The organism is Mycobacterium sp. NGS62 (assembly GCF_059812285.1).
Genome location: NZ_JCALCK010000003.1, coordinates 470,547 through 491,682, shown reverse-complemented (window position 1 = coordinate 491,682; position 21,136 = coordinate 470,547). Strand labels below are relative to the sequence as shown.

Here is a 21,136-nt window from a genome sequence, read left to right as displayed (position 1 = left end):
GCCGAAAACACCACCGGGAAGGCGCCGCATCGCTATCGTGCGGGCCATGGCAGTGAAGGATTCCCGCGAAGTGGTGATCGAAGCGAGCCCGGAGGAGATCCTCGACGTCATCGCCGACGTCGAGAACACGCCGGCGTGGTCGCCCCAATACCAGAGCGCCGAGATACTCGAGACCCACGACAACGGGCGGCCGCGTCGGGTGAAGATGAAAATCAAGGCCGCCGGCCTCACCGATGAGCAGGTCGTCGAGTACACCTGGACAGCCGATAGCGTCAGTTGGACATTGGTGTCCGCGGGACAGTTGAAGGCCCAGGACGCCAAGTACACACTGACCCCCCAGGGCGACAAGACCAAGGTCAGATTCGACATGGACGTGGATCCGTCCGTGCCGATTCCGGGATTTCTGCTCAAACGCACCATGAAAGGCGGCATGGAAACCGCCACCGACGGTCTGCGCAAGAGGGTGCTCACCGTAAGGAAAGGTCGCACCTAGTACTTTTGAGAAGCGGTCCCATTCGGTTGGCGGATGAGTCGAAAGAGCCCGGATTCGGGCATCTTCGGAACAGATCGGCTTTTTGTTCCGCAACAGGGCGACCCATCCCAAACTTCCGGTCTGCAGCGCAAGTCCCGCGTCGAACACCGCTTTCCCGAGCGACAGCCAAGGTGCCAAGGCCCCGCATAGAGCATCGTCAGAACCGCAAGCGCCGCTCCATGCGCCCGCCACCAGATCGTCCCGCCGGCAGACCACAGTCGGGCTGACATGCCAGGTCGTGTCGTTAGGCCCCGGCCGCGTCGCCAGTATCTCCACCCTCGGCATGGTGGTGCTGATTGAGCGCACCTGAGTCGAGAAAGCCTTGCAGGGACAACTCGCCGTCGTCGTCGCGCCGGAGGCCTGGCGGCTTGGCCGCGCGCAAACCGAAATGGACCGTTGCGAACCCGGTGCTCAGCGAGATGTAGCGTGCATCATCGAAGCCCGCTTCCAGCATCATCTTGCTCAGCTCCTCCCGCGACAACCAGGTTCGGATCGAATCGGCGGTGTAATGATGGGCGTCGCGATGCCAGGCCACGGCCCAGCCAACCCTCTCCATCGCGACGAAGTAGAGAAAGTCGTGAACGGCTTTCAGCGTCTTCGAATTCGGCGTGCTGAAATCGAGCACCATCAGCCGGCCGTCCGGCCGCAGGACGCGCCGGAACTCACGCAGCGCCTGACCGCGGTCGGCAACGTTGCGCAGCCCGAAGCCGATCGTGACCACGTCGAACGACGCATCCGGGAACCGCAGGTCCATGGCGTCGCCCTCCTGGAAGTCGACGGCCCCGCGCTGCCGCCGCCGAGCGACCTCAAGCATCGCCGTGCAGGAGTCGACGCCCGCGACCTCGCCTTCCGGCCCGACCGCCGCCGCCTCCACGAACGCCAGATCGCCCGTCCCGGTCGCAACATCCAGCACGCGTTCGCCGGGCCGGAGGGCGCAAAGCTCCATGGCCTGCCGCTTCCACACGCGATGAAGCCCCAACGTCCACACATCGGTCATCACGTCGTAGCGCTTCGCCAGCGCCGAAAATAGCTCCTTGACGTAGATGCTCTTGGCCTCGTCCGATTCGTTCCATCGTCGTCTGACCACCGTGAACCTCCGCACAAACCACTGGGGCCTCCGGCCCCGATCCCGACGCCGAGCCCGCGGCCCGCCCGCCGCTGCAACGTCACTCAATGTCCACGAATCTCGCATTGTCCTGGTTCAGGTGCACTGGACAATACGTGCACGCTGGTGCGACGACCGAGGGTTTGCGTGAGCAGGTGCTGAGTGTGACCAATGGCTGCTTGTAGTGTTTTCGGCGGCACAGCGAAGACGCGCGACCGCGCGGGGGTACCGCAGCTTGCAGGGGGATGGCCGGAGCGGCCGCCGATGCACACATGACCGCACGCGACACAGTGATCAATTCTCACGGCGTCGAGCAGGCCGCCCCGGCGCCACGGTTTTCCCGCACGCCGGCGGGTCCGGTCGGGCCGCCGCCGGCCGGCACGACGGCACTGGCCGACATCGGCTGGTAATCCCGGTGACTAGCCCGGGCCGGTTATAAGCTTGGTGCCAGTGGCCGTACGAGCATCACGCGAAATCGTCATCGACGCGCCGCCGGATGCGATCCTCGACGCGCTAGCTGACATTGGCTCGGTGCCGTCCTGGTCCTCGGTTCACAAACGTGCCGAGGTGCTGGACTGTTATCCCGACGGTCGGCCGCACCACGTAAAGGTCACCGTCAAGGTGGTCGGCATCGTCGACAAGGAAGTACTCGAATACCACTGGGGCCCCGACTGGCTGGTCTGGGATGCGTACAGAACGGGTCAGCAACATGCGCAGCACGTCGAGTACACGTTGCAGCGCGAAGGCGACGACAAAACCCGCGTGCGGTTCGACATCACCATGGAGCCGTCGGCGCCGCTGCCGGAGTTTCTGATCAACCGGGCTCGCAAGAGAATCCTCAACGCCGCCACCGAGGGGCTGCGCAGGCGGGTCATGGGCGTGGACCGCTCGGATCAACCGGGCTGAGGGACGCGCCGGTGGCTGTACAAGTGTCGCGAGAAATCATCATCGATGCGCCGCCGGATGTCGTGATGGCGGCGCTTGCCGACGTCAGCACTTTGACGTCGTGGTCAACCGTGCACAAACGGATCGACGTGCTCGACCGCTACGAGGACGGTCGGCCGCATCATGTGCGAGCGACCGTCAAGATCTTCGGCCTGGTCGACAAGGAGATTCTGGAGTATCACTGGGGACCCGACTGGGTGGTGTGGGATGCCGAAGAGACCTTTCAGCAACGCGGACAGCATGTCGAGTACCGCCTCATGCGTGAAGGTGTCGACAAGACGCGAGTGCGTTTCGACATCACCGTTGAACCGTCAGGGCCGGTGCCCGAGTTCCTCGTCAAGCGGGCCAGCAACATCGTGTTGCGCACGGCGACCGAGGGTCTGCGTCAACAAGTCTTGGGTATCAAGGGCGCACGCCAACCGAAATAGGCGGCCCGTCCCGCAGCGCCGCCAGTCGGCGGATCGCCTCGTCGAGAGTGTCGTCGCGTTTGGCAAAGGTGAAGCGCACCAGGTGATTCCACACCTTGCCGACGTCCGGGTCGCAGAACGCCGACATCGGGATCGCGGCCACGCCGACCTGCTCCGGTAGCGCCGCGCAGAACTCCGCGCTGTCGTCGTAGCCGAGCGGCCGCGGGTCGGCACACAGAAAGTAGGTGCCCGAGCTGTCGTGTACCTCGAAGCCGATCTCCGTCAGCCCGTCGGCGAGCCGGTCGCGTCGTTGCTGAAACGAGGCCCGCAGCGCGGCCACCCAGGCCTCTTCGGTGTTCAGCGCGTGGGCCACCGCCGGTTGAAACGGTGCGCCGCCGACGTAGCTCAAGTACTGTTTGGCCGCGCGCAGCCCGATGATGAGTTCGGCTGGGCCACATGCCCATCCGATCTTCCATCCAGTGCAATTGAACATCTTGGCGGCGCTGGAGATGGTGATCGTGCGCTCGGCCATCCCGTCGAAGCCGGCCAGTGGTAGATGCCGCCGGCCGTCGTAGACGAGGTGCTCGTAGACCTCGTCGGTGATCACCAGCAGATCGGCTTGGCTCGCGATTTCCGCGATCGCCGTCAGCTCGGCCTCGGTCAGCACCATGCCGGTCGGGTTGTGCGGCGAGTTGACGATCAGCGCCTTGGTCCGCGGTGTCACCGCCGCCCGCAGCGCCTCGATGTCGAGGGCGAAGCCCCGACCTTCGGGCACCAGTGGCACCACGACCCGCTGTGCTCCGGCCATGGCCACCACCGGCGAGTACGAGTCGTAGAACGGCTGGATCAGGATCACCTCGGCGCCGGGTTCGACCAAGCCCAGCACCGCCGACGCGATGGCCTCGGTGGCACCGACGGTGACCAGCACCTCGCTGTCCGGGTCGTAGTCGATGCCGAAATGCCGCTTGCGTTGCGCGGCGACGGCTTCTCGCAGCGGTGCGATGCCCAGGCCCGGGGGGTACTGGTTGACGCCGTCGGCGATGGCGTCCTGAGCGGCCTTGAGCATTGCCGGCGGCCCGTCCTCGTCAGGAAAGCCCTGCCCGAGATTCACCGCGCCGATGCGCGCGGCCAGCGCCGACATCTCGGCGAACACCGTCGTCGCATACGGCCGCAGCCGCGACACCGTCATGGTGATCGAGCCTAGGACGTCGAACGTGAACTTACTTTCACGCTCGGCGGTGAGCGTGAACTTGGCTTCACGTTCGGCGGCCAAGGAGCTCCCAACCAACAGGTTGATCGGCCGGGCTGTTAGGCTGGTCGACAGAGGACTAGCGTCCCCGATGGACGGATCCGAAACCCACGTGTTGAAGAGGAATCAGCCATGTCCGAAGAAGCCTTCGTATACGAAGCCATCCGCACCCCGCGCGGCAAGCAGCGCAACGGGTCGCTGAACGAGGTCAAGCCGCTGAACCTGGTCGTTGGCCTGGTCGACGAGCTGCGCAACCGCTTTCCTGACCTCGACGAGAACCTGATCAGCGACATGATCCTCGGCGTCGTCTCGCCGGTCGGCGACCAGGGCGGCGACATCGCCCGCACCGCGGTGCTGGCCGCGGGCCTGCCCGACACCACCGGCGGTGTGCAGCTCAACCGGTTCTGCGCATCGGGCCTGGAGGCGGTCAACACCGCCGCCCAGAAGGTGCGCTCCGGCTGGGACGACCTGGTGCTGGCCGGCGGAGTGGAGTCGATGAGCCGGGTGCCGATGGGCTCCGACGGCGGCGCCTGGGCGTTGGACCCGGCCACCAACTACGACCTGGGCTTCGTGCCGCAGGGCATCGGCGCCGACCTGATCGCGACCATCGAGGGATTCTCGCGCGAAGACGTCGACGCCTACGCGCTGCGCAGCCAGGAGAAAGCGGCCGAGGCATGGTCGGGCGGCTACTTCGCCAAGTCGGTGGTGCCGGTCCGCGACCAGAACGGCCTGCTGATCCTCGACCACGACGAGCACATGCGGCCCGACACCACGATGGAGGGCCTGGCCAAGCTCAAGCCCGCCTTCAAGGACGTCGCGGCGCTGGGCGGCTTCGACGACGTGGCGCTGCAGAAGTACCACTGGGTGGAGAAGATCGACCACGTGCACACCGGCGGCAACAGCTCGGGCATCGTCGACGGCGCCGCGCTGGTGCTGGTCGGTAGCGAAAAGGCCGGCCAGTCGCAGGGTTTGACCCCGCGGGCGCGCATCGTCGCGACCGCCACCAGCGGCTCCGAGCCGACGATCATGCTGACCGGTCCGACCCCGGCCACCCGTAAGGTGCTCGACCGGGCCGGACTGACCGTCGACGACATCGACCTGTTCGAGCTCAACGAGGCGTTCGCCTCGGTGGTGTTGAAGTTCCAGACGGACCTGAACATCCCCGACGAGAAGCTCAACGTCAACGGTGGCGCGATCGCGATGGGCCACCCGTTGGGTGCCACCGGCGCGATGATCCTCGGCACCATGGTCGACGAACTGGAGCGCCGCAACGCCCGGCGCGCATTGGTCACGTTGTGCATCGGCGGCGGCATGGGCGTCGCGACGATCATCGAGAGGGTTTAACGCACATGCCTGAGAACACGATTCAGTGGGACAAGGACGCCGACGGCATCGTCACGCTGACCCTGGACGACCCGACCGGGTCGGCCAACGTGATGAACGAGCACTACGCCGAGTCGATGAGCAAGGCCGTTGAACGCCTTGTCGCGGAGGCGGATTCGATCAGCGGCGTGGTCATCACCAGCGCGAAGAAGACCTTCTTCGCCGGCGGTGACCTCAAGGGCATGATCAACCTCGGTCCGGAAGACGCCGGGCAGGCGTTCGACACGGTCGAACGGGTCAAGAAAGACCTGCGCACCCTGGAGACGTTCGGCAAGCCCGTCGTCGCCGCCATCAACGGCGCCGCGCTGGGCGGGGGTCTGGAGATCGCGCTGGCATGTCACCACCGCATCGCCGCCGACGTCAAAGGCAGCCAGATCGGCTTGCCCGAGGCGACACTGGGGCTGTTGCCCGGTGGCGGCGGCGTGACCCGCACCGTGCGGATGCTGGGTATCCAGAACGCGTTCGTCAACGTGCTCGCTCAGGGCACCCGGTTCAAGCCGGCCAAGGCCAAGGACATGGGTCTGGTCGACGAGGTGCTGGGCAGCGTCGAGGAGCTCGTACCCGCCGCCAAGGCGTGGATCAAGGCCAACCCCGACAGCCACACCCAACCGTGGGACGTCAAGGGCTACAAGATGCCCGGCGGCACCCCGGCGTCGCCGTCGCTGGCCGCCATCCTGCCGTCGTTCCCGTCGAACCTGCGCAAGCAGCTCAAGGGCGCGCCGATGCCCGCACCGCGCGCGATCCTGTCGGCCGCAGTGGAGGGCGCGCAGGTCGACTTCGACACCGCCAGCCGCATCGAGAGCCGCTACTTTGCCTCGCTGGTCACCGGCCAGGTGGCCAAGAACATGATCCAGGCGTTCTTCTTCGACTTGCAGCACATCAACGGCGGCGGCTCGCGGCCGGATGGCATCGGTCAGATCCCGATCAAGAAGATCGGCGTGCTGGGTGCCGGCATGATGGGCGCCGGCATCGCCTACGTCTCGGCCAAAGCCGGCTACGACGTGGTGCTCAAAGATGTGAGTGCGGAAGCCGCCGCTAAAGGCAAGGGCTACTCGGAAAAGCTGGAAGCCAAGGCGCTCGAGCGTGGCAAGACCACCGAGGAAAAGTCCAAGGCGCTGCTGGACCGGATCACCCCCACCGGTGAGGCTTCCGACCTGGCCGGCGTCGACTTCGTGATCGAGGCGGTGTTCGAGAACCAGGAACTCAAGCACAAGGTGTTCCAGGAGATCGAAGACGTCGTCGAGCCCAACGCGCTGCTGGGATCCAACACCTCCACGTTGCCGATCACCGGTCTGGCGACCGGGGTCAAGCGGCAAGAGGACTTCATCGGGATCCACTTCTTCTCGCCGGTCGACAAGATGCCGCTGGTGGAAATCATCAAGGGCGAGAAGACTTCTGACGAAGCGCTGGCCCGGGTGTTCGACTACACGCTGGCCATCGGCAAGACCCCGATCGTGGTCAACGACAGCCGCGGCTTCTACACCTCCCGCGTGATCGGCACCTTCGTCAACGAGGCGCTGGCGATGCTCGGCGAGGGCGTGGAGCCGGCTTCGATTGAGCACGCGGGCAGCCAGGCCGGCTACCCGGCCCCGCCGCTGCAGCTGTCCGACGAGCTCAACTTGGAGCTGATGCACAAGATCGCCGTCGCCACCCGCAAGGGTGTCGAGGATGCCGGCGGCAGCTATGAGCCGCACCCGGCGGAAGCCGTCGTCGAGAAGATGATCGAGCTCGAGCGGCCCAGCCGGCTCAAGGGCGCCGGGTTCTACGAATACGTCGACGGCAAGCGGACCGGGTTGTGGCCGGGCCTGCGCGAGACGTTCAACTCCGGCAGCTCGCAGCCGCCGCTGCAGGACATGATCGACCGGATGTTGTTCGCCGAGGCCCTGGAAACCCAGAAGTGCCTTGACGAGGGTGTATTGACGTCGACGGCCGACGCCAACATCGGCTCGATCATGGGCATCGGGTTCCCGCCGTGGACCGGTGGCACCGCGCAGTACATCGTCGGCTACCCGGGCGGTAAGGACGGCTTCGTCGCCCGCGCCCGCGAGCTGGCCGCCAAGTACGGCGACCGGTTCACCCCGCCGAAGTCGTTGACGTAACGCGGCTACTGGCGCTGTAGAACGTAGCTGCGCGCCGTAAACCGCGCTGCGAATCTGTTTTGAGATGTCCACCGCGGTTCATCGGCGGCGGACAGCAGCGTCCATGCGGGCGTGAAGCGGCGCTCGATCTCGGCTTGATCGACTCCTTGCGGCCCGAAGCGGCCACTGGGCTGAAAGGCGATCATGAACAGCCGCGCGCCCGGGGCGGCGATCGCGCTGACCTCTTGGACGTAAAGGTCACGATCGCCGTCGCTCATGCCGTGGAAGCAGCCGTTGTCCACGATCATCTGAAAGTCGGCTCCGATCCCGGAGTGACTGAGGTGCGTGACATCGGCGTGGACGAAATCGACCGTGACGTCGGCGGCGCGGGCTTTTGCGCGGGCCTCGTCGAGGGCCTTCGGTACGAAATCCGCTCCGGTGACTTGCCATCCGTGTTGCGCCAGATAAATCGACGCGTCTCCGGTGCCACACCCGAGGTCCAGCGCTGACCCGGGTGGCAATGCATTGCTTCCCTCGACGAGTCCGCGCAGCGTCGGCGACTGCGGATGACCGTCCCACGGCGTGAAACCGAGTCGGTAGAAGACCCGAAACAGCCGGTGCCTCGATGCCATAACCTCACAGCTCCCCAAGGTCAGCGGACAGCCAGTGCTGCGGTTGCAGGTAGATGACGACATTCTCACCCAGTTCGTTGCGGGCGTAGTCCAAATAGGCGTCGACGCGTTCTGGTGCCAGGTAGCGGCGGGCCAGTTCGACGAGTTGATCGTCAGTGCCCGGCTCGATTCGGCTGACCGGCCCGTCGACCGCGACGTAGCGCACCGTCGGCTCGAGCCGTTCGACCATCAACGAGAAGTAGCCGGCCGCTTCGATGAGCCGCGCCTTGCGTGACCCCGCTCCGGTCAGCACCCACGGCTGGGCGCCCGGCGCATAGTGATACCAGATCGGCACCGTCAACGGTCCGCGATTATCGCCCGCACTCACCGACAACGCGGCGATATGCGGCTCGGCCAGAAAATGTTCGCGTTCGTCATCAGAGAGCGGCATGTACGCCAGGCTAGCCGCGGCAGGCGACAGCGAGGCGGCGCCACTGCTCACGCGGGAAGACGGTCGGGTCAGCCAGCAGCACCTGTAGGCAGACATGGTCGGCGCCGGCGGCCTGATGTTCGGCCACCCGGCGCATGATGGTGTCCTCGTCGCCCCAGACAATGACCGCGTCGAAGAGCCGATCACTGACCTGCGCCAAATCGTCTGGCGAGAAGCCGCTGCGCAGCAGGTTGTTGGCGTAGTTCGGCAACGCCAAATACGAGCGCAGCCAATCAGTTCCGATGGCGCGCGCCTCATCGGCGCTGCCGGTCAAGATCACGGTCTGCTCCGGCAGCAGCAGCGGACCTTCGCCCAGAACCGCGCGGGCGGCCGCGGTGTGCTCCGGGGTGACCAGGTACGGGTGGGCGCCGCGGGCGCGGCTCGCCGCCAAGGCCAGCATTTTCGGGCCGAGCGCGGCCAGCACCCGTTGTCCGGCCGGCACCGGATGCTGCGCGGCATCCAAGCCGTCCAGGAACGACGCCGTCGCCGCCAGCGGCTTGCGGTATTTGCCCGGCTCGCGAGAGTCGATCAGCGGGGCGTGGCTGACACCGATTCCCAGCAGGAAACGGTCACCATGAGCGGCGGCCAAATCGGCATAGCCGGCCGCGACATCGTCCGGTGAGTGCATCCACAGGTTCAGAATCCCGGTGGCGATCACCGTCCGCTTGGTTGCGGCCAGCAGGTTACCCACCGCCTCCAACACCGGCCCGCCGACATCGGGAATCCACAGCGCTTCGAAGCCGAGCTCCTCTAATTCGATTGCTGCTTCGGCGGATTCGGCTGGATCGCCGTATCGCAGTTGACTACTCCATACCCCGATACCGGTAAGTTCCATGCGTCAATGTTGCCAAACGCTTGCACCGTAATCGGGCACCGGTATCGAGTCGTGCATGCGTACACCCTTGGTGTTGAGCTCCGCGACCGCCCGGGTGAGCGGGGTGGGCAGCGCCGACACCAGTTGCGCACCCCGCGTCACCGCCCACAGCGCGGCCGTCGAGCCTGGGACGACGGTTTTCGCGGCTTTGCGTGCGAACGCACGGCTGCGGCGCACCGGTTCGCGCATCTGTTGTTCGTAGGCTGCGAACGCCGCCGGGTGATCGCCGCCCGCGCGGGCCAATTCGCCGGCCAAGACGTACGCGCCGATCACTGCGAGGCTGGTGCTGCCGCCCACCGCCGGCCCCGGGCAGTAGCCGGCGTCGCCGACCAGCGTGACTCGCCCGCGCGACCAGCGCTCGAGTTGCAGTTGGGTGATCGCGTCGAAGTAGAACGCCGGCGTCGTGTCGAGCTGTTCGAGCCAGCCGTCCACCCGCGGCGCCATTCCGGTGAACGCGTCGCGCAGTATGTCCTTCTGCCGCAGTACGTCTCGATGGTGGTATTGGAGTTCAGGGCTGTGGAACATGAACAGCACCCGCGCGTCGTCCAGATGCTGTGCGCTGTAGATCCCCGCGATGCGGCCGATGTCGACCTGACCGACCATCTCGCCATCGGGCACCAGCGATTTCGGTGCCGACGCGACTGCCAGGTAACCCCCGAGGTGCTGAGTGAAACCGGCGTCGTCACCGAACGCCAGCCGCCGCACATTGGAATGCAACCCGTCGGCGCCGACCACGACGTCGAACCTGCGGGGAGCCGCGTGCTCGAATGTCACCTCGCCGTCGGGGGAGATGGCCGTGATCGAGTCACCGAACAGGTACTCCACATCGGTGGCGTCGTAATAGATTTCGCTGAGGTCGTCGCGCATGACCTCGACATGCCGGTCGGAGGCGGCGCGGTAGATCTTGGCGAGGTCGACGCGGATCGGTCGCTCGGCGTCGCCGCGGTAGATACTCAGCCGCGTCGTGTCGGTGGCGTGCGCCTCGATGCGGGGGAGCACGCCCATCTTGGCCGAGATTTCCATCGCCGGGCGGAACAAATCGACGGCATGGCCACCGGTTTTGCGCAAGGTCGGCGCGCGCTCGACGACGGTCACGTCGAATCCATACCGGTCCAGCCAAAACGCCAGCACCGGTCCGGCGATGCTCGCGCCCGAGATCAGTACCCGCATCTCGCACCTCCTTACTTACCGATAGGTAAGCCTATCATGGTCGCTTACCTACCGGTAAGTCAGTTAAACTGGCACGGTGACCAGGCCGCGCTCCGATACCCGCGAGCGCATCCAAGACGCCGCGCGGGAACTGTTCGTGCAACAAGGCGTGCAACGGACCAGCTTGCAAGACATCGCCGACAAGCTGGGAATCACGAAACCGGCGTTGTACTACCACTTTCCGTCACGAGAAGAACTGGTACGCAGCATTGTCCAACCGCTGATCGACGACGGCGAGCAGTTCGTCGTCGAGCAAGAGCAGCGTGGTCACACCGATGTGCGCGAGTTGCTCGAGGGGTACTTCGACTTCCATTACCGGCATCGGCGGGACCTCGTCGTGGTCCTTGCCGAATTCGCGATCCTCGAGGACCTGGACTTGATCGAGAAGGTGCTGGCCTGGCGCGAACGACTCGGCAGGCTGGTGTTCGGACCAGCGCCGACCCTGGAACAAGCCGCCCGTGCGGTGATCGCGTTCGGCGGTCTGCAGGATTGCTGCATGCACTTCATCGATGCGCCGCTGGACAAGGCGCGGGCCGCGTCGGTCGACGGGGCGCTCGCCGCCCTGGGCATCTGATGCGGGGTTAAAGTCCCAAGTTATGCGCTTTGGGCTTTTCATTCCGCAGGGCTGGCGATTGGATCTGGTCGGCATCGAACCCGACAAGCACTGGGCGGTGATGCGCGAGCTGGCCGGCTACGCCGACGACAGCGCATGGGATTCGTTGTGGGTGTACGACCACTTCCACACTGTGCCGATGCCCACCGGCGAAGCCACCCACGAGGCATGGTCGTTGATGTCGGCCTACGCGGCGACGACATCACGCATCAAACTCGGCCAGATGTGCACGGCGATCAGCTACCGCAATCCGGTCTATCTGGCCAAGGTGGCCGCCACCGCCGACATCATCTCCGGAGGCCGGATCCAAATGGGTATCGGCGGCGGCTGGTACGAACACGAGTGGCGCGCTTACGGTTACGGGTTCCCGTCTGCGGGCAAACGACTGGGACGGCTCGACGAAGGCGTCCAGATCATGCGCGACGCCTGGCGGGACGGCACAGTCAGCTTCGATGGCGAGCATTACCAGGTCGACGGCGCAATCGTCGCGCCCAAGCCCTTGCAGGCCAGCGGCATTCCGTTGTGGATCGCCGGGGGCGGCGAGAAGGTGACGCTGCGCATCGCCGCTAAGTATGCGCAGTACACCAACTTCACGCCCGAGCCCGAGGCCTTCGCTCACAAATCCGACATGCTGGCGCAGCATTGTCGCGACGTGGGTACTGATTTCGATGCCATCGTGCGCTCGGCCAACCTCAACACCGTCGTCGGCGCCACCGAGGCCGAGGTCAATGACCGGCTGAGCCGGGTCCGCGACCGGTTGGCCGGCTACGTACCCGAAGCTGCGGCGGATTCGATGATCGCCGGCACCAGCGGACCCGAGTCGGCGACCGGCACAACCGAGCAAGTCGTCGAGCGACTCGAGCGCCTGCGCGACCTCGGCTGCCAATACGTGATCTGTTACTTCCCCGAGGCGGCCTATGACCGCTCGGGCCTCGACCTCTTCGAGCGTGAGGTGATCCCGGCCCTGAGCTAGGAGAATGTGATTTCCGCTTTAATCGAACGTTGTTGTACCGTCTAGTCAGCATTATTCTCGTGTCGTACTAGGAGGATCGTTCGATGCAGAAGGCACTGGCGCCCGACATCTCGACCTGGCCTGACGACAGTCCGCAATTGATCGGCAGCCAATGCGACGGCTGCGGGGCCACCACGTTCCCGGTGCAGCAGCGGTGCCCGCGGTGCAGCGGCGCCGCAATGTCCGAGCTGTTGCTCCCCCGCCGCGGAACCCTGGTGGCCTGGACCACCCAGGGTTTTCCCCCGGGGCCTCCCTATGCGGGACCGACGGGGAAGGCCTTCACTCCCTTCGGGGTCGGCTTGGTGCAACTCGGCGACGTGATCCGCGTCGAGGGCCGCCTGACCGAAAACGATCCGGACAAGCTGCAGTTCGGCATGGACGTCGAGCTGACCATGGTGCCGTTTACCACCGACGAGGAGGGCAACGAGGTCGTGACGTTCGCCTTCCAGCCGGCCTGATCAGAAAGTCAAGCGATGAACGACGTAGCCATCATCGGAGTGGGTCTGCACCCGTTCGGCCGATTCGACAAGACCGCGATGCAGATGGGCGCCGACGCGATTCAGGCCGCACTGGCCGATGCCGGTCTGGACTGGAAGGACATCCAATTCGGCTTTGGCGGCAGCTACGAAGTATCCAACCCGGACGCGGTGACCCGCCTGGTCGGCCTGACCGGTATCACGTTCACCAACGTGTTCAACGCCTGTGCCACTGCTGCCAGCGCCATCCAGCAGACCGCCGACACCATTCGGTTGGGCAAGTACGACATCGGCATCGCTATCGGCTTGGATAAGCACCCGCGCGGCGCGTTCACCGACGACCCGGCCAAGCTGGCGTTGCCGCAGTGGTATGCGGAGAACGGGCAGTTCGTCACCACCAAGTTCTTCGGAATGAAGGCCAACAAGTACATTCACGACCACAACATCTCGCAAGGCACGCTGGCCAAAGTAGCCGCCAAAAACTTCCGCAATGGCGCGATGAACCCGAATGCTTTCCGCCGCAAGCCGATCCCGGAGGAGGAGATCCTCAACTCGGCCGTGCTCAACTACCCGTTGACGCAGTACATGTTCTGCGCGCCCGACGAGGGCGCGGCCGCGGTGATCATGTGTCGCAGCGACATTGCGCGCAAGTTCACCGACAAGCCGGTGTACGTGCAAGCCAGTGAGATCCGCACCCGGCGGTTCGGCGCCTACGAAGTGCACGCCACGTCGGCGCCGCTGGACGAGGACGCGTCGCCGACGGTGTATGCGGCCAGAGCCGCTTACGACGCTGCCGGCATCGGTCCCGAGGACGTCGACATTGCCCAACTGCAGGACACCGACGCCGGCGCCGAGGTCATCCACATGGCCGAAACGGGGCTGTGCGCCGACGGCGAGCAAGAGAAGCTGGTGGCCGACGGTGCCACCGAGATTCACGGCTCGATTCCGGTCAACACCGACGGCGGTCTGATCGCCAACGGTGAGCCGATCGGCGCCTCGGGATTGCGGCAGGTGCACGAACTGGTGCGGCAGCTGCGCGGCGAGGCCGGCGAGCGGCAGGTTCCCGGCAACCCCCGCGTCGGCTTGGCGCAGGTGTACGGCGCGCCCGGCACCGCCTCGGCGACGATCCTGACGCTCTAGAGGTGGACGGACGCTAAATCGCCGGGCCGAGCAGATCGTCGGCGTCGCGGATGATGTACCCGTAGCCCTGCTCGGCGAGGAACCGCTGCCGGTGCGCGGCGTATTCGGCGTCCTGGCTGTCCCGGGCCACCACCGAATAGAAGATCGCGCCACCGCCGTCGGCCTTGGGGCGCAGCAACCGGCCCAGGCGCTGCGCCTCCTCCTGGCGTGAACCAAACGTCCCCGAAACCTGGACCGCCACTGCGGCTTCGGGCAAGTCGATGGAGAAGTTGGCCACCTTGGACACCACCAGGGTGGTGATCTCGCCGCGGCGAAACGCGTCGAACAATGCCTCGCGTTCGGCGGTCTTCGTGGATCCCTGGATCACCGGGGCGTCGAGCACGGTGCCCAGTTCGTCGAGCTGATCGAGGTAGGCGCCGATGACCAGCGTCTGCTCGCCGGGGTGTCGACTCAGAATCGAACGGACCACCGCGATCTTCGAATGCGCGGTCGAGCAGAGGCGATAGCGTTCGTCGGGTTCTGCGGTGGCGTAGGTCATCCGCTCACTATCGGTCAGCGTCACTCGGACCTCGACGCACTCGGCCGGCGCGATCCAGCCCTGCGCTTCGATATCTTTCCACGGCGCGTCATAGCGTTTCGGGCCGATCAAGCTGAACACATCGCCTTCGCGGCCGTCCTCGCGAATCAGGGTGGCGGTCAAGCCAAGCCGGCGACGCGATTGCAGATCGGCGGTCATCCGGAACACTGGCGCGGGCAGCAGATGCACCTCGTCGTAGATGATCAGTCCCCAGTCGCGGCTGTCGAACAACTCCAGGTGGCGGTATTCACCCTTGGTGCGCCGGGTGATCACCTGGTAGGTGGCGATGGTGACCGGGCGAATCTCTTTGCGCTCACCGGAGTATTCGCCGATCTCTTCTTCGGTGAGCGACGTGCGGGCAATCAGCTCGCGCTTCCACTGCCGACCGGCGACGGTGTTGGTCACCAGGATCAGTGTCGTCGCACTGGCTTTCGCCATCGCAGCCGCGCCGACCAGCGTCTTACCCGCCCCGCACGGCAGCACCACTACACCTGAGCCGCCCGACCAGAACGACTCGGTCGCCATCTCCTGGTAGTCCCGCAGATGCCAGTCGTCCTGGCGCAGGCTGATCGGGTGGGCTTCGCCGTCGACGTAGCCGGCCAGATCTTCGGCCGGCCAGCCGATCTTGAGCAGCATTTGCTTGACCCGGCCGCGTTCGCTGGGATGCACGACGACGGTGTCGTCGTCGATGCGGGCGCCGAGCATCGGTGCGATCTTCTTGTGCCGCAGCACCTCTGCGAGCACCGCGCGATCGTAGCTGACCAGTGTCAGGCCGTGCGCGGGGTGCTTGACCAGCTGCAGCCGCCCGTAGCGGGCCATGGTGTCGACGATGTCGACCAGCAGCGGCTGCGGCACCGCGTAACGCGAGTAGCTGACCAATGCGTCGACCACCTGCTCGGCGTCGTGGCCGGCGGCCCGGGCGTTCCACAGCGCCAGCGGGGTGATGCGGTAGGTGTGCACATGCTCAGGGGCGCGTTCCAGTTCCGCGAACGGTGCGATCGCCGCGCGTGCAGCGCCGGCCAGCTCATGGTCAACTTCGAGCAGCACCGTCTTGTCGGACTGCACGATCAAGGGCCCGTCGGTCACAAGCGCCGCTCCTCTCCCCCGCAAGCGGGAGGTACCCCCGCATCGCTTTTATGCCCTGCATCGTCGCCGGCGGCATACCGTCGATTATCCCGACTCGGCCGACACGGTAGTGATGCGATGGATAGCGAACTCACGGGCCTGCCCGGACGTCGCATCGAACGCCACCAACTGACCGCCCACCACCGCGACCGGTGTAACCACCCGCTGAGTGGCCACCCCGGCGGCGTCGACATAACCGATCACCACCGTGATGCCGTCCCGCGCGGCACGTTGCAACAACGACATCGCGACCGCCGGGTCGATCCGTACGTTGGCAAATGGCGCCGCGCTGACCTTGCGCAGCACGGCGACCACTGCGCTGAGCGTGTCGCTGCTGGGTCGAGGGATCGCGCGATGCATGCGGCGCAGCTGTGGCGTGGGCACCCGAGCGCCGCGGGCCCGGATGTCGACGATGGTGCCGGTGGAGTCCTCTGCGGCCGGGGCGAAACCCGCGTTGCGCAGAGCCGCCAGCACCTCGGCGATCGGTGCCTGAGAGATGGCCACGGTCGACGCCAGCACCCGCAGCCCCAGCTGTTCGGTCGCGGGTGCCGCCACCGCCTGGGCCAGCAGCGTCGGGTCTTCGCAACGGACGAAGGAGGCCGCCATACCGATTCGCAGCTGTCCGTGCCGACGGGCCACATCGTCGATGAGGTAGGTAAGTGCCTGTGGCACCGGTGTTTTGGAGTATGTCTTGAATAGCCCGTGCAGCTCGTCGGCTGTTTTGCCGACATCGAGCGCGTGCCGGATCGACTGTTCGGTGACCCGGTAAACCATCGCCGCGCCGGCCGATTCAACGGTGGCGACCGCGGATAGTTCCTCCGCGAGGTTTCGTTCCAGCGGTCCGGGCACCACCACGGTCAGGTCGGCCTGGACCAGGAAGTGGTCGATCGGCGGGGGTAGCGCGCGGTTCATCGCGTCGAGCACTGCGGCATGCTCGCCCTGATCCAGCAGCGCGCGGCCCGGGGTGCTGATCGCGCCGCGGCCGACCAGCCCGAGGACATGCGCCTCGTCCAGCAGGTCGGCGACCGGGCCCGGCTGCAGTCGCTTGGCCCATCGCGGCCGGCGCCACACCAGCGCCGCCGACGCGGATGTCTTGTCGACGCGGGCGCCGGGGGGCAGTTCGGTCAGCATGTCCAACAGCAGGCGGCGATCCAGCGGTGCTGCCGTCGAGTAGATCGAATCCGAAAGGGCGCCATAGGGTTTGGCTGTCGGATCGTGCGTGCCGATCAACGCGGGACGCCTGGGGAGGTCCAGCCAGGTGTTGGCCAGCAGCTGCCATCGCTCAGCGGTGGATGTCTCGGCGAACCGGTCAGCCGCGACCGTCGGCGCCCAAAACGGGCCCTCACCATCCTCGGGCGGTGGATCCGGCGTGCCACTCGCGACCAGGCCGGCCGCCGCCGCCAGTTCGAGAATCAGACCCAGCCGGGCCTCGTCGATCCCGGTGACTTTGGCCAGCCGTCGGACGTCACGTATCCCCAGACCGCCACTGCGCAGCTCGGCAACCGGTGCAACGCTGAGGGTTTGCAGCAGAGCTTCGAGTTCGCGCAGTAAATCGATGACGGCTCCGGCGGCGGCAGCATCGGCATCGGTAGCTGTGGTGGTGGCCGCGACCGGATCCGGCGCCGTCAGCTGCACCGGCCCGGGATCCTCGCCACGCAGCACGTGTCCGACTTGGCGCGGCAGGATCACCGTCTCGGCGTCGACTCGGCGCAACAGGCCCGTGGCCAGCAGTTGCGGCACCGGGCGGTCCGGGGCAGCGCCGGGTGCGGCGTCGCGGGTACGCCCCAGTGGGGAGCCCTCCAACAGCTTCTCCAACACGCTCAAGACTGAGTCGTCGAGTTCGTCCAGCAGCGCGACGATCTGTTCCCGGGTGCGCGGCTCGTCCTCCAAGATTGCTTGCCCGGCATGCCAGGGCAGTCCGGCGGCGGCGTCGGCGGCCACCCGAACCTCGGCGTCACCCCAGGCCAGGGCGCGCTCTTTGAGGTCGTCGAGGGCGGCGACGACGTTGGCCTCGGGCACCCGATCACCGATCATGGCGAGCAGCTTGGCGACCGGCACCGGCGTGGTGTCGGCATGCAGCACCAGCAGCGCATCAAGCACTGCCAGCCGCAGGAAGTCCAGCTCGTCGGTGGCAGCCCGCACCGATTGACGCGCCTGAGCCCGGGCGGCCAGGGCCGCGATACTGCCGGGCGGCGGCTGCGCGAGGTCGGGCCGCAGCTCCAGTAGGCGGATCAGCCGCTCGTCGGGCAAGTCGGCCAGCCAGGACCCCAACGCGATGCTCGGGGTATGTTCGGTCATTGCTGACCAGCGTAAAGCAGTCGGCTAATGCGAAGCGTGACGGCCGAGTCGCCTCGATTGGGTGCATTAACTGGCTACTCGGCAGGTCCCTCGGTGGGCGACCTGTCAGAATGGACCTCGTGGCTGATAACGGTGACAAAAAGGCGCAAAAGACGCGGTACGTCGACAAGGGCTGGCCGACGACCGACCCCGACGATCACGCCGTGAGCGAACTGGCGACCGACCGAGTCGGCGCGCTCTCGCCGTTCGGTGATCTGGTCTTTCCGCTGCCCTCCGACGACCTGCCCTACGTACACCCGGTCACTGACGTCAACCGGTAGGCGGTCGATGTCTGGCGCTGCAGCTTCGGGCCCGCTCTCGCACATCGACGAGCGAGGTGCCGCGCACATGGTCGACGTCACCGAAAAAGGAGCCACCAAGCGCACCGCCGTCGCCGCCGGCACCTTCCACACTTCCGCGGAGGTGGTGTCGCTGATCTCGGCGGGCGGGCTGCCCAAAGGCGATGCGCTGGCCACCGCGCGAGTGGCGGGCATCCTGGCCGCGAAGCACACCAGCGACCTGATTCCGCTGTGCCACCAACTCGCGCTGACCGGTGTCGAGGTCGACTTCACCGTCGGCGAGTCAGCAATCGACATCACCGCAACGGTGCGCAGCACCGACCGCACGGGCGTGGAGATGGAAGCGCTGACCGCCGTCAGCGTGGCCGGCCTGACGCTCTACGACATGATCAAAGCGGTGGACCCGGCCGCTCGCATCGACGACATCCGGGTACTGCGCAAGGACGGCGGCCGGCACGGGACCTGGGTGCGGTGATGGCCGCCCGATCGGGACGCGTCATCATCGCCTCCACTCGCGCATCGGCCGGCGTCTACGACGACCGGTGCGGGCCCATCATCACCGAATGGCTTGGGCAACGCGGATTTTCGCCGTCCGAGCCGCTGGTGGTACCCGACGGTGACCCGGTCGGGAAGGCCCTCCGCGATGCCGTCGGTGAGGGTGTCGACGTCGTCATCACCTCGGGTGGCACCGGCATTTCACCCAGCGACGACACGCCGGCTCAAACGACAGCAGTGCTCGACTACGAGATTCCCGGACTGGCCGATGCGATCCGGAGCTCGGGCTTGCCGAAGGTGCCGACCTCGGTGCTCTCCCGCGGGGTGTGCGGGGTGGCCGGCCGGACCCTCGTCGTCAACCTGCCCGGTTCGACCGGCGGAGTGCGCGACGGGCTCGGCGTGCTCGACGGCGTGCTGGATCATGCGCTGGACCAACTCGCCGGCGGGGACCATCCGCGATGACCCGCGCTGAGGTTCTGCGGGCTGCGCTGACCGAGCAGCCGATCCTGCTGGCCGAACACGAAGATTTAGTGGGGCATCAGGCCGCCGGCGCGGTCGTAGGGTTCGTCGGGATGATCCGCGACCACGACGGCGGACGCGGCGTGCTGCGGCTGGAATATTCCGCACACCCGTCGGCCGAGCAGGTCATGGCCGACGTGTTGGCCGAAGTTGCCGAGCAGTGCCGCGGGGTGCGGGCGATCGCGGCCAGTCACCGCGTCGGTGTGCTGCAGATCGGTGATGCGGCGCTGGTGGCGGCGGTGGCCTCCGATCATCGCCGTGCGGCATTCGAGACCTGCGCGCATCTGGTGGACACCATCAAGGCGCGGCTACCGGTGTGGAAGCACCAGTTCTTCGCCGACGGCACCGACGAGTGGGTGGGCTCGGCCTAAGCCAGGCTTACGGAGCCGGCGTGGTCGCAGGCTGCTGGCCGAGCGCGGTCAGTGCGTCGTTGCCGTTGACGTCCTCCGCCTGGATGGCTTGCCACAGATCCGCGAGGTAGCCGACGTCCAGGTTCTGCGGTGCGGCGGCAGGCGGTTCCGGGGCGGGCGCGAGCGGTGCGTCCTCGACGATGGTCCAACTCGCGACCGCTTGGGCCTGCCGGACGTCCTCTGGGGCGTCGGCGGGCGGCGCCTCGTCGAGCGCGATGGTCTCAACCGGCGGTGCCGGCTCGTCGATCGGCGCTTCGTCTGCCACGGCCTCGACCACCGGGGCGGGCTCGTCAACCGGCGGTGCCGGTTCGTCGATCGGCGCCTCGTCGAACGCCGCGGGTTCTGCCGGCGGTGCCGGCTCGTCGACGGCCACCAACTCGACGGGCGGAGCCGGTTCTTCGCCGGGCGGCGGCAGCGGGGCGTCGAGCGCCGCCGGTTCACCGTTGGCCGCCGGGTCGTCTTCGGGCGCGTTCGCCGACTCGTCGGCAACGACGTTGCGCGGTGTGGCGGCCGACAACCCGCGACCGCATGCCGGCCAGGCGCCGCGACCCTGAGTCGCCAACACCCGCTCGGCGACCGCGATCTGCTGCTCCTTGCTGGCCAAATGGGCCGACGGGGCGAACTCGCCGCCGCCATGAGCGGCCCAGGTGCCTCGGTTGAACTGCAGCCCACCCTGGTACCCGTTGCCGGTGTTGATCGCCCAGTTGCCGCCGGACTCGCAGCGGGCTACCTGGTCCCATTCGCCGTCGGTCGCCGCCGCGGCGTGGCCGGCGAGGGCGATGCTGCCGCCTCCGATCACGGCGCCGGTAAAGGCGAGCTTGGCGACGCTGACGCCAGATGTCGTGGGCTTACGATGCCGTCCACTCATACGCCGGTGATGTCCTCTCTGTATGCGCCCACGAGGTCAGCTGTCGGGTTCGGGCTAGGAGAGGTCGCCCGGCCACTGCCGTGTCCGCGGAAACGGCGGCGGCTTCACCCCAAGGAGCCTTGATGAGGCTCCAGTCCGATTTCGGCGGACCGGTGGGTCCCCCGCCTCCATCCACGGGTTGTCGTTGGCCCTCGTCTGCTGGATGGAGCTCGGCGCGACAGGCGAGGTAGGCCCAGCGGTCCAGTAGACGCGCCAAGCCCGCGCACGACGGTAGCGGGTTGCGCCGAGAGAGTCACGTCTCACTGAATTCGGCGATTTCCGTTGCGGCACACCGCTGAAACGCCAGGAACGCGGTTAGTTTGCGCAGGTCACGACCGGTCGC

At 66.6% G+C, this 21,136-nt stretch carries 23 protein-coding genes and 1 riboswitch; of the genes, 14 read left to right on the top strand and 9 right to left on the bottom strand.

The features are described from left to right. The first annotated feature begins 46 nt into the window (after positions 1-46). Positions 47-493 (top strand): SRPBCC family protein, encoded by a 447-nt coding sequence (locus AC5Y49_RS11975; protein WP_499887194.1) that lies wholly within the window; start codon positions 47-49, stop codon positions 491-493. 283 nt (positions 494-776) lie between these two features. Here the strand turns inward: AC5Y49_RS11975 and AC5Y49_RS11970 are convergent, their stop codons facing one another. Further along, a complete protein-coding gene (locus tag AC5Y49_RS11970) occupies positions 777-1,619 on the bottom strand; it encodes a class I SAM-dependent methyltransferase (protein WP_499887192.1) in 843 nt (280 codons plus the stop codon). A 290-nt stretch (positions 1,620-1,909) separates the two neighbouring features. Between AC5Y49_RS11970 and AC5Y49_RS11965 the strand changes: the two genes are divergently transcribed. From AC5Y49_RS11965 to AC5Y49_RS11955, 3 genes are read left to right on the top strand one after another with little or no spacing between them, the layout of a single operon-like run. Further along, complete coding sequence (locus AC5Y49_RS11965; protein WP_499887190.1) at positions 1,910-2,047, top strand: hypothetical protein; 138 nt, start codon at positions 1,910-1,912, stop codon at positions 2,045-2,047. Between the two features lie 40 nt (positions 2,048-2,087). After that, a complete protein-coding gene (locus AC5Y49_RS11960; protein ID WP_499887188.1) occupies positions 2,088-2,543 on the top strand; it encodes an SRPBCC family protein in 456 nt (151 codons plus the stop codon). An 11-nt stretch (positions 2,544-2,554) separates the two neighbouring features. Beyond that, a complete protein-coding gene (locus AC5Y49_RS11955) occupies positions 2,555-3,010 on the top strand; it encodes an SRPBCC family protein (protein WP_499887186.1) in 456 nt (151 codons plus the stop codon). On the opposite strand, the gene AC5Y49_RS11950 is transcribed toward AC5Y49_RS11955, so the two are convergent. Then, on the bottom strand, positions 2,985-4,178 hold the full coding sequence (locus tag AC5Y49_RS11950; protein ID WP_499887269.1) for a pyridoxal phosphate-dependent aminotransferase: 1,194 nt from the start codon (positions 4,176-4,178) through the stop codon (positions 2,985-2,987). The genes AC5Y49_RS11955 and AC5Y49_RS11950 overlap by 26 nt on opposite strands. 192 nt (positions 4,179-4,370) lie before the next feature. On the opposite strand from AC5Y49_RS11950, the gene AC5Y49_RS11945 reads away from it, so the two are divergent. After that, positions 4,371-5,582: an acetyl-CoA C-acetyltransferase gene (locus tag AC5Y49_RS11945; RefSeq protein WP_499887184.1), complete on the top strand. Its 1,212-nt coding sequence runs from the start codon at positions 4,371-4,373 to the stop codon at positions 5,580-5,582. Between the two features lie 5 nt (positions 5,583-5,587). Then, positions 5,588-7,720 carry a 3-hydroxyacyl-CoA dehydrogenase NAD-binding domain-containing protein gene (locus AC5Y49_RS11940; RefSeq protein WP_499887182.1) on the top strand — a complete coding sequence of 711 codons (2,133 nt, stop codon included), beginning with the start codon at positions 5,588-5,590 and terminating at the stop codon, positions 7,718-7,720. Positions 7,721-7,725: 5 nt separating this feature from the next. Here the strand turns inward: AC5Y49_RS11940 and AC5Y49_RS11935 are convergent, their stop codons facing one another. From AC5Y49_RS11935 to AC5Y49_RS11920, 4 genes are read right to left on the bottom strand one after another with little or no spacing between them, the layout of a single operon-like run. Beyond that, the gene (locus AC5Y49_RS11935) at positions 7,726-8,331 is read right to left on the bottom strand and encodes a class I SAM-dependent methyltransferase (protein WP_499887180.1); all 606 of its coding nucleotides are present in this window, start codon (positions 8,329-8,331) and stop codon (positions 7,726-7,728) included. Positions 8,332-8,335: 4 nt separating this feature from the next. Further along, positions 8,336-8,761, bottom strand: a complete 426-nt coding sequence (locus AC5Y49_RS11930) for a pyridoxamine 5'-phosphate oxidase family protein (protein ID WP_499887178.1) — start codon at positions 8,759-8,761, stop codon at positions 8,336-8,338. A 10-nt stretch (positions 8,762-8,771) separates the two neighbouring features. Next, positions 8,772-9,635: an LLM class F420-dependent oxidoreductase gene (locus tag AC5Y49_RS11925; protein ID WP_499887176.1), complete on the bottom strand. Its 864-nt coding sequence runs from the start codon at positions 9,633-9,635 to the stop codon at positions 8,772-8,774. Positions 9,636-9,638: 3 nt separating this feature from the next. After that, the gene (locus AC5Y49_RS11920; protein ID WP_499887174.1) at positions 9,639-10,844 is read right to left on the bottom strand and encodes an FAD-dependent monooxygenase; all 1,206 of its coding nucleotides are present in this window, start codon (positions 10,842-10,844) and stop codon (positions 9,639-9,641) included. A 76-nt stretch (positions 10,845-10,920) separates the two neighbouring features. Here AC5Y49_RS11920 and AC5Y49_RS11915 point away from each other — a divergent pair, with 76 nt between their 5' ends. The 4 genes from AC5Y49_RS11915 (at position 10,921) to AC5Y49_RS11900 (ending at position 14,124) form a co-directional block, all read left to right on the top strand. Further along, positions 10,921-11,457, top strand: coding sequence for a TetR/AcrR family transcriptional regulator (locus AC5Y49_RS11915; protein ID WP_499887173.1), 537 nt, complete (start codon positions 10,921-10,923; stop codon positions 11,455-11,457). Positions 11,458-11,479: 22 nt separating this feature from the next. Next, complete coding sequence (locus tag AC5Y49_RS11910) at positions 11,480-12,469, top strand: LLM class F420-dependent oxidoreductase (protein WP_499887171.1); 990 nt, start codon at positions 11,480-11,482, stop codon at positions 12,467-12,469. Positions 12,470-12,552: 83 nt separating this feature from the next. Next, positions 12,553-12,966: a Zn-ribbon domain-containing OB-fold protein gene (locus tag AC5Y49_RS11905; protein ID WP_499887169.1), complete on the top strand. Its 414-nt coding sequence runs from the start codon at positions 12,553-12,555 to the stop codon at positions 12,964-12,966. 15 nt (positions 12,967-12,981) lie between these two features. Next, positions 12,982-14,124, top strand: a complete 1,143-nt coding sequence (locus AC5Y49_RS11900) for a thiolase family protein (protein ID WP_499887167.1) — start codon at positions 12,982-12,984, stop codon at positions 14,122-14,124. A 13-nt stretch (positions 14,125-14,137) separates the two neighbouring features. On the opposite strand, the gene AC5Y49_RS11895 is transcribed toward AC5Y49_RS11900, so the two are convergent. Together AC5Y49_RS11895 and AC5Y49_RS11890 are read right to left on the bottom strand one after the other, a co-directional pair. Beyond that, entirely contained in the window at positions 14,138-15,787 is a 1,650-nt protein-coding gene (locus AC5Y49_RS11895; RefSeq protein ID WP_499887165.1) for a DNA repair helicase XPB, read from the bottom strand. Between the two features lie 84 nt (positions 15,788-15,871). After that, complete coding sequence (locus tag AC5Y49_RS11890) at positions 15,872-18,124, bottom strand: helicase-associated domain-containing protein (RefSeq protein WP_499887163.1); 2,253 nt, start codon at positions 18,122-18,124, stop codon at positions 15,872-15,874. A gap of 110 nt (positions 18,125-18,234) precedes the next feature. Here AC5Y49_RS11890 and AC5Y49_RS11885 point away from each other — a divergent pair, with 110 nt between their 5' ends. The 4 genes from AC5Y49_RS11885 to AC5Y49_RS11870 are packed head-to-tail and all read left to right on the top strand — an operon-like array spanning position 18,235 to position 19,847. After that, on the top strand, positions 18,235-18,444 hold the full coding sequence (locus AC5Y49_RS11885) for a hypothetical protein (protein WP_499887161.1): 210 nt from the start codon (positions 18,235-18,237) through the stop codon (positions 18,442-18,444). A 7-nt stretch (positions 18,445-18,451) separates the two neighbouring features. After that, positions 18,452-18,937 (top strand): cyclic pyranopterin monophosphate synthase MoaC, encoded by a 486-nt coding sequence (moaC, locus tag AC5Y49_RS11880; RefSeq protein WP_065013273.1) that lies wholly within the window; start codon positions 18,452-18,454, stop codon positions 18,935-18,937. Next, on the top strand, positions 18,937-19,419 hold the full coding sequence (locus AC5Y49_RS11875; RefSeq protein ID WP_499887159.1) for a MogA/MoaB family molybdenum cofactor biosynthesis protein: 483 nt from the start codon (positions 18,937-18,939) through the stop codon (positions 19,417-19,419). Before moaC ends, AC5Y49_RS11875 begins: the two co-directional genes overlap by 1 nt. After that, positions 19,416-19,847, top strand: a complete 432-nt coding sequence (locus AC5Y49_RS11870; protein ID WP_499887158.1) for a molybdenum cofactor biosynthesis protein MoaE — start codon at positions 19,416-19,418, stop codon at positions 19,845-19,847. The genes AC5Y49_RS11875 and AC5Y49_RS11870 overlap by 4 nt, the downstream gene beginning before the upstream one ends. A gap of 7 nt (positions 19,848-19,854) precedes the next feature. Here the strand turns inward: AC5Y49_RS11870 and AC5Y49_RS11865 are convergent, their stop codons facing one another. Further along, complete coding sequence (locus AC5Y49_RS11865) at positions 19,855-20,754, bottom strand: transglycosylase family protein (protein ID WP_499887156.1); 900 nt, start codon at positions 20,752-20,754, stop codon at positions 19,855-19,857. A gap of 9 nt (positions 20,755-20,763) precedes the next feature. Further along, positions 20,764-20,954: riboswitch (cyclic di-AMP (ydaO/yuaA leader) on the bottom strand. Positions 20,955-21,136: the final 182 nt, after the last annotated feature.